Source organism: Xenorhabdus khoisanae (genome assembly GCF_001037465.1).
Classification (GTDB): Bacteria; Pseudomonadota; Gammaproteobacteria; order Enterobacterales; family Enterobacteriaceae; genus Xenorhabdus; species Xenorhabdus khoisanae.
Genome location: NZ_LFCV01000208.1, coordinates 1 through 6544, shown reverse-complemented (window position 1 = coordinate 6544; position 6544 = coordinate 1). Strand labels below are relative to the sequence as shown.

At 43.0% G+C, this 6544-nt stretch carries 6 protein-coding genes and 1 pseudogene; 3 read left to right on the top strand and 4 right to left on the bottom strand.

What is annotated here, in order from left to right:
• Positions 1-223: 223 nt before the first annotated feature.
• Positions 224-1384: an MFS transporter gene (locus tag AB204_RS20135; protein ID WP_047965164.1), complete on the top strand. Its 1161-nt coding sequence runs from the start codon at positions 224-226 to the stop codon at positions 1382-1384.
• Between the two features lie 604 nt (positions 1385-1988).
• Here the strand turns inward: AB204_RS20135 and AB204_RS20130 are convergent.
• On the bottom strand, positions 1989-2993 hold the full coding sequence (locus tag AB204_RS20130; protein WP_047965163.1) for an IS110 family RNA-guided transposase: 1005 nt from the start codon (positions 2991-2993) through the stop codon (positions 1989-1991).
• Here AB204_RS20130 and AB204_RS22630 point away from each other — a divergent pair.
• Positions 2992-3201 carry a hypothetical protein gene (locus AB204_RS22630; protein WP_152671595.1) on the top strand — a complete coding sequence of 70 codons (210 nt, stop codon included), beginning with the start codon at positions 2992-2994 and terminating at the stop codon, positions 3199-3201. The two genes, AB204_RS20130 and AB204_RS22630, sit on opposite strands and share 2 nt — an antisense overlap.
• Positions 3202-3463: 262 nt before the next feature.
• On the opposite strand, the gene AB204_RS22625 is transcribed toward AB204_RS22630, so the two are convergent.
• Complete coding sequence (locus AB204_RS22625) at positions 3464-3646, bottom strand: hypothetical protein (protein WP_152671594.1); 183 nt, start codon at positions 3644-3646, stop codon at positions 3464-3466.
• A 456-nt stretch (positions 3647-4102) separates the two neighbouring features.
• Here AB204_RS22625 and AB204_RS20125 point away from each other — a divergent pair, with 456 nt between their 5' ends.
• Positions 4103-4372: a helix-turn-helix domain-containing protein gene (locus AB204_RS20125; RefSeq protein WP_047965162.1), complete on the top strand. Its 270-nt coding sequence runs from the start codon at positions 4103-4105 to the stop codon at positions 4370-4372.
• A gap of 637 nt (positions 4373-5009) precedes the next feature.
• On the opposite strand, the gene AB204_RS20120 is transcribed toward AB204_RS20125, so the two are convergent.
• Positions 5010-6038, bottom strand: coding sequence for a tyrosine-type recombinase/integrase (locus AB204_RS20120; protein ID WP_047965161.1), 1029 nt, complete (start codon positions 6036-6038; stop codon positions 5010-5012).
• Positions 6039-6146: 108 nt separating this feature from the next.
• Positions 6147-6544 (bottom strand): annotated as a pseudogene (locus AB204_RS22935) (hypothetical protein); the annotation flags it as partial.

The following is a 6544-nucleotide window of genomic DNA, read 5'->3' as shown; positions in this document are numbered from 1 at the left end:
CTATTTAATGACTTACCATAATAATATTTTTACATAAATTATTATTACAACTTTATTAAATGCAAGTAACCTTATTTACATAGGAAAGTGTAACTAAGCTAAATTACAAACTACTTGGGTGTAGAGCTGTACTCTATATACTACATTTAAAATCGCATCAAGTTCATCACCATACTAATTAGTCACATTAATAAATTAAAATATGATATAAAGGCATAACTGCATGAAAAAAATTATTTTTTTAGCTATAGGTATGTTTGCTCTGGGGTTTAATACATATATTATAGCAGGAATTATACCTGGAGTTAGTGAGACATATCAAAAAAGTGCATCTCAAATTGGACAGGCTGTAAGTATATTTACTTTATGTTACGCAATTTCAGCTCCATTATTTGCTTCTCTCTTAGCAGGAAAATCGATAAAAAAAATTCTATTAATTTCTATAATAATTTTTGGGGTTGCAAATGCCTTAACCGCCATTGCTCCAAATTTTTCTGTATTCCTGATCTCTAGAGCAATTGCTGGGATTAGTGCTGGCTTATTCTCTCCATTAGCTATAGCTGGCTCTACATTGCTAGTTTCTGCCGAAAAGAAAGGACGTGCCCTTGGATTAACGGTAGGTGGAATGAGTATCGGAACTGTGTTAGGCGTTCCTGTTGGCCTTTATCTCGCAAACCAATTTGGTTGGCAAGCTACAATGTGGTTTACTGTTATCCTTAGCTTTATCGCAGCCTTAAGCATATTCAAATTTTTCCCTTTTATTCCAGCAACCGCCCCTCCATCCATGAAAGATAGGGTTGTAATGTTTTTAGATAAACGAGTGACAATCACAGTGCTTATAACTCTTTTTGCTGGCCTTGCAAGTTTAGGATTATATACATACTTATCTCCTTTATTACAGGATATTAGCGGTTCAGATGATATAACATCATATTTATGGGCATGGGGACTAGGTGGATTATTTGGAAGTTTATTAGTTGGATTCTTAATCGATTATTTTAAAAAAACAAAGTTATTAATTTTATTTATCTTAATATTATTAGCATGTTCTGTCATATGCATCCCGATAATGATTCACATACCATTTATAAAGTATCTACCATTCTTCATATGGGGCGCAATGGGATGGGCAGCGGGAGCACCTCAGCAACATATTTTATTGTCTTATCAACCTAAACATGGCAGTGCAGTCATTGCTCTTAATAGCTCGATCAACTACCTAGGAAGCTCAATAGGTGCGATGTTAGGTGGTGTTGTCATATCTCTTGGAATAGGCACCATGGTTTTAATCTATTTTGCAGTATTTTTTATTTTAATTTCATTGATTCTACAATTTTATAGCATGAAAAATAGTGCGTTCAGAACAATATCTTCCGAACAATGATTTATCACTCATAGTGACAATCACTGCCACATTATTTTATATACTCTATGGATTTTGAGTTACCTCGCGATGGCAAGGGAATGCCCCCGTGAGGCTAGATGCCTATTTAATAGGAACGAGTAAGTACAGACAACAAAGGGACACTAAGGGATATGAACACTAACGATCAAGAGTAAAAACTGGGAGTCCCCTTCTTATTATGCAGATCTCAATACAATTATTCTTATTTCAATAATTCATTGAACAAATATTTGATTTCATCCTGCATAGCTCATAATATCTTTACTTATCATAACGAGCCATCTCCTTAAGAATGGCGAAACAAATCTATGGTCTTCCCCGTTTTTGCAACACTCATTTTGATGTATGGTTGGCTTGCTTAAATCTATCCGGCGTCTCTATGAGTATGGATACCCGCGCCACGATGAGTTCTGCGCCTGATGAACCTTAAAAACTCCCCGGCTTCAATGAGCCATTTTGCTTCTTAGGTTATTCATCAGGCCGATTGGCCGTTCATGTCATCAATAATCAGTCTTCGCAAAACCAGATAGGTAACGTGTATTTCACTGTTTAATCATCAAGTTATTGAATCAGCCAGCCTCTATTAGGCCTGATACTCATTTTGCCGAGTCGTGATTGCCCAGGCTATTCGTGCCAGCTTATTAGCCAGTGCACAGGCAACCACATTCGAATGTTTCTTGCTCAGTTGTGCCTGAACCCACTCGGCAAGTCTCCCATGCTGATGCTCAAGCCGCATCATAAACGCCCGGGCGCATTGAACCAGCAATCGGCGCAAATTTTTGTTGCCGCGTTTGCTGATACCCAGCAGAGTCGGTTTTCCCCCTGTACTGTATTGTCGGGGAACAAGCCCCATCGAAGCAGCAAAATCCCGGATGCATGAAAATTGTTTTCCGTCACCAAGCTGGGATGAAAGTAGGCTGGCGGTAATGGGTCCCACCCCCGGTATTGTCATCATGCGTTGAGTCGCATCGTCCGCTTTGATGGACTGTTTTAATTCTAATTCCAACGTGGTTATTTGCTCGACAAGATAAAGGTAATGGGCATGTAATTTCATCAGCAAACGGCTCAGATAATCGGGCACGTCGTGTTCTGCCAGAACCAGAGATAACCGTTTAATGACCGCCTCGCCTTTTGGCAGACTGATACCAAACTCCAGCAAAAAAGCGTGCATTTGGTTAGTGGTCTTTACCTTATCTTTGATGAGTGATTCTCTGACACGATGCTGTGCTCTCATCGCCTGTTGCGTCTCCGTTCTCGGCTGGACAAAACGCATTGAGGGGCGTGATGCTGCTTCACATATCGCCTCTGCATCAACGAAATCATTTTTGTTACTTTTGACAAAAGGACGAACAAACTGCGGAGATATCAGCTTCGCATCATGGCCTAAATCAGCGATCCGGCGAGCCATAAAATGTGCACCCGCACAAGCTTCCATCACGACGGTAGTCGATGTACACCCAGCTAAAAATTCCATTAATTTTGGGCGGGTAAATTTTTTACGCAGCATAGTCTTGCCGAATTTGTCCTGACAATGGATATGGAAAGAATGCTTGCCGAGATCGATACCAATAAGGGTGACGTTTTGCATGATGGACTCTCCAGAAAAAATACTCTATAAAGAGTATGGTTCACAAGGTGGGGAAGACCATCTCATTAACTCCCGTAGCCTGAAAGGGAGTGCATGTCATGCGGTACATCTGCACACTTTTGGAAGCAGATATCATCGGATAAATAACCAATGTATCGATGATGAAAGTTTCCCGGTTTCTTTATGCATCGGCTTATCACACATGTAGAGCAGTAACCCTGCTACGTTCACCTTAACTTTTTTACCTTGCACGATCTTTACCAACGCTTTGATTTACGCACGATAAACATCCCGAAAACTGCGTGGCGTCACTTGCGTTAAAGCGTAGCGATTACCAAGTGACGCGGCCAAGCGTCAACGTCCAGAGCACGTCCGGTCTGGCTTTACGAACGATTTGAACTACGTTTTACTCAGTGTCACCACTTTTCATTGGCATTTTTCTGCCTTAATTCACTTATTTCGTTCATTTTTCACCCACTGCCTATAACAGGCTGATGCAGTAAAGAAAGGAGATATAAAACCACGTCACGAATAATGAGGCGTTCATCCTGATTGAGTTCAGGCGCTGAACGGGGAGTAAACCATCGCCGTGCCTGGCATGCACGTAGCGAACTCCTGCAATAACTCACCTCAATGCTGTCTCTGCTACACATTATCTGACGCGCCACGGAACGGTGAACCTAACCGACACGCAGAGAAAATGTTTCGAAATGAGTAAAATGAGTCTGAAAATCACAGGGGAAATACGGATAGCGAAGCGATCACGAACGAAAACTAACAACAAAGATTGATTAGCCGTCCGTATTATCCTCTGAGTTTGTGCGTACTTGAGAGGAGTTATAGCCGTTAAACTTAGCCGTTCTGTTATTGAGTTAGATAAAACAATCAGTTAAAGTATTCCCGCCATTAGCCAAATCTAATGGCCAAGGCGTCGCGGCCTTGATTGATCAACCCACTGGTAGGAAATTTCTACCAGTGTGCCTGTTATCGCCCTTTCAATGGTGATTCAGGCGGGGAAGGCATTGCCTTGCCGGAATGGTTGATCTCCGGTCCGCGAACCCTGTCTGAATCGCCACCATCAATATTAATTAATGGAAGGGGTAGCAGGAATGAATAGCAACAATATTCAAAACGACTGGCATCAGGCCGATATCATCGCTGCACTGCGTAAACGCGGAACAACCTTAGCAGCCCTCTCCCGTGAAGCGGGACTCAGTTCATCTACACTCGCAAATGCACTCAGCAGGCAGTGGCCTAAAGGTGAATGGATTATTGCGAACTATCTTGGCATCCATCCCTCTGAAATCTGGCCCAGCCGCTATTTTGATAAACAGGGTCAACTGATTGAGCGTAAAGTTCGCAGTAAATCACAGGAATAACCCGCTTCAATTTGTGATCGATGTCGTAAAAATGAATATTTTTTATCTTAAGCCCTGAGCGTAAAATGGCAGCCAAATTTAACCATTTTTAACCCTCACGGCTTTTTTGCTTTAAGATGATGAAAAATCGCGCAATAAGAAATATAACTAAGTAAAATCAGTTAGATAATAAAGAAAAAGCAAGCAAAAAAATCCGGGGGCATTAAAAGGGGCATAAAAGAAAGGTAAGGTTATAAATTTTATATTTTCAACAAGTTATAACGATTTTCGATTCCGAGTCCGGCACCAAGTTTACATGCGGGTTTGTCCTAGGTTGTTAAATTTCCTGACAAAAGCGCGAAAAAGAATCAATCGTTAGTTAAATGTTAAATCCTAATCAGTTCAATTTGTACTGTTTAGTTGAGAAGAACATTTGAGACAAGATTTCAGGGTGACTGTTTTTCAGTTACCCTTTTCTTGTTTAAGGTAATGATTTCAGTAATTGATTCTGATGTCAAGTGAGGTGTAAACTTCGCGGGATGCCAGTTCGGTATCAATTATCTTTTCATACCATCAATGTTGATGCAGGGCAGTTCAATCAATTCCATCCATCCTCCTAAATCCTGACTGAAACCCGCCCTGTTCTTTTTAATCCGTTTTATTCCTTCTCACCGGAACTCTCATCAGAACGATCCGTGTACAACCCCAGTTCCCGCTCCAGTGTTTTTCCCGTCACTGCCATATCGAGATCAATGTACTCCATCGTGGTCGCCACATTACGATGCCCCAGTAATCTCTTCACCAACGGCAGGTTCCGATCCGGCGCTTTCATCAGCGTCGTGGCCACGGTATGGCGAAAACGGTGAGGAGAGACGGCAAAACCACATTCTCTGGACAGCCTGCGGAAGAAAGAGCGGAGCTGTTGTTTTTCCCTGCCGATATCGTATTTGTAACGGGAAAGCCGGCTTGGGTGCGGTACATTCAGCCGGCTGAGATCAAAAATCGGATCGTCGGCTTCGGCACCGGCCGCTGTTGCCCGTTCAATTAATTGCGCCAGCCGGGGTTTGAGCGGCTGGACAATCGGCACCTCCCATTCACAGTGATTTTTACTGCCTTCAAGGCCCAGTTCAATATAATTGCTTTCCAGATTGATATCCCGCAACCGCAGGTGCAGCAACTGGTTCTGGCGTATCCCCGTAAAACGTAATGTTGCCAGTACCGTCATCCAATATCCGGTCGGGTATAATGCACAACGTCCTCCCCGTGGAACAGACCCGGTTCTTTCTTCCTCAGCAAATTTCCCCATCACCAGATTGATGCGGTTTATCTGCGAGTCACTCAGGATCTTCTTCTTTTTCTTTTCTTTTTTTACTGCCGCCTCGTTAAACGGATTCTCAGTGTGCGGCAGCAGTTTTTGCTCCATGCCGAAATTAAAGATCGCCCGCATATGCGCCACCTTATTGTTCCAGGTATGGCTCGACTGTTTTTTCTCCAGCAGAAGATGACGCCGCCACCGCAACACATCCCGGTGAGTGACCTGCATCGGTGAGACCGCTTCCCCCATAAACCGGATAAAACTCTTCGTCACTTTACGGTAACTCCACTCGGTGTCCGGCCTCAGGATATGTGAAAAAAAGTACTCGTCTAATAATTCTTCCCAACCCATTATTTCTTCTGTTCCGTGCATCATTTTTTCCTGTTATCAACAACACAATCCGGCGGCTTTTCGATATAGCAAGCCGTTAATCATTCCGTTAAAAATCAATCACAAATTGAAATTGTTTCATGATTAATATCATGACGACTCCTCCCCGGCGGGAGCAACGTTTTCTGATGACCTGCCTGTGCGTTTGCCTGCTTTTAAATCGTTATCGTTCTCATTTGCATTAATGAACAATGAAACTTCATCATCTGATTGAAATAATGACAATAACGTCCGGGTATCATCCGCCGTCGATGGAGGGGAACTTTTCATTTCATTTGTGGAAGCAGCCGATTGGGTTTCCGGCCTTGTACCGGCTTCGGAAACCAGGGCCGTTTCGGCTGCCGTTGGCAAAACCGACTGTTTCACCAGCGGGGAATGAACCTGCCCGGCGGCCTCCTGAAGCAACGCATCAATCAGGGAGACGGAGGAGGAATGTAATGAACGCATCCCAACCACTGAACCTTTGGCACCGTGCTGGAATTGAGAGA